The sequence below is a fragment of the Mesorhizobium sp. M4B.F.Ca.ET.089.01.1.1 genome (genome assembly GCF_004022605.1).
Lineage (GTDB): Bacteria > Pseudomonadota > Alphaproteobacteria > Rhizobiales > Rhizobiaceae > Mesorhizobium > Mesorhizobium abyssinicae.
In genome coordinates this window covers 1-463 of the sequence record NZ_RZOS01001390.1, presented here as the reverse complement: position 1 = coordinate 463, position 463 = coordinate 1, and the positions used below count along the sequence as shown (strand labels likewise).

1 protein-coding gene is annotated in these 463 nt (G+C 54.0%); it reads left to right on the top strand.

From position 1 onward, the window contains the following. On the top strand, positions 1–311 hold a 311-nt coding region (locus EN780_RS40120), incomplete at its 5' end, for a hypothetical protein (protein WP_210215142.1). Positions 312–463 lie beyond the last annotated feature (152 nt).

Below are 463 nucleotides of genomic sequence, written 5' to 3'. Positions count from 1 at the left end.
GTGCAGGATTCCGCGACGAGGAGGATCGTCTATTCAAAATAGCGTACGATCAAGGAACAGCTTTTCTACAAGCCTACGCTGACGGGAAGATCGCCGATTCTGAGGTGACCAAGTATGGTTCTTTTAACTTCTATCTCCGCATGCATGATGGTCCAAGCATCGACTTCAAGTTGGGGGTAATCTGGGCTGTCGCCCACCAAATCGCGCACGAAGACATTTCAAAGAATTCAGATGGCAGCGACACGAGTTACTCTGAATTCACTGATCGAGCGATCTTGAAGTTTGCACACCGGAACTGCCGTTCGTTATAGCGCCACCAATCGCCTATAAACTGCCAATTCACCCGGCATCGTCATGCCGCCTGCTCGCGGATGCCAACACACGCATCCGGCCAACAGCGGTTGAACCGGCGCGCCGGCTTCCTCGAGCATATCCGCCAGCCGAATGAACTCCGGCCAGGCGC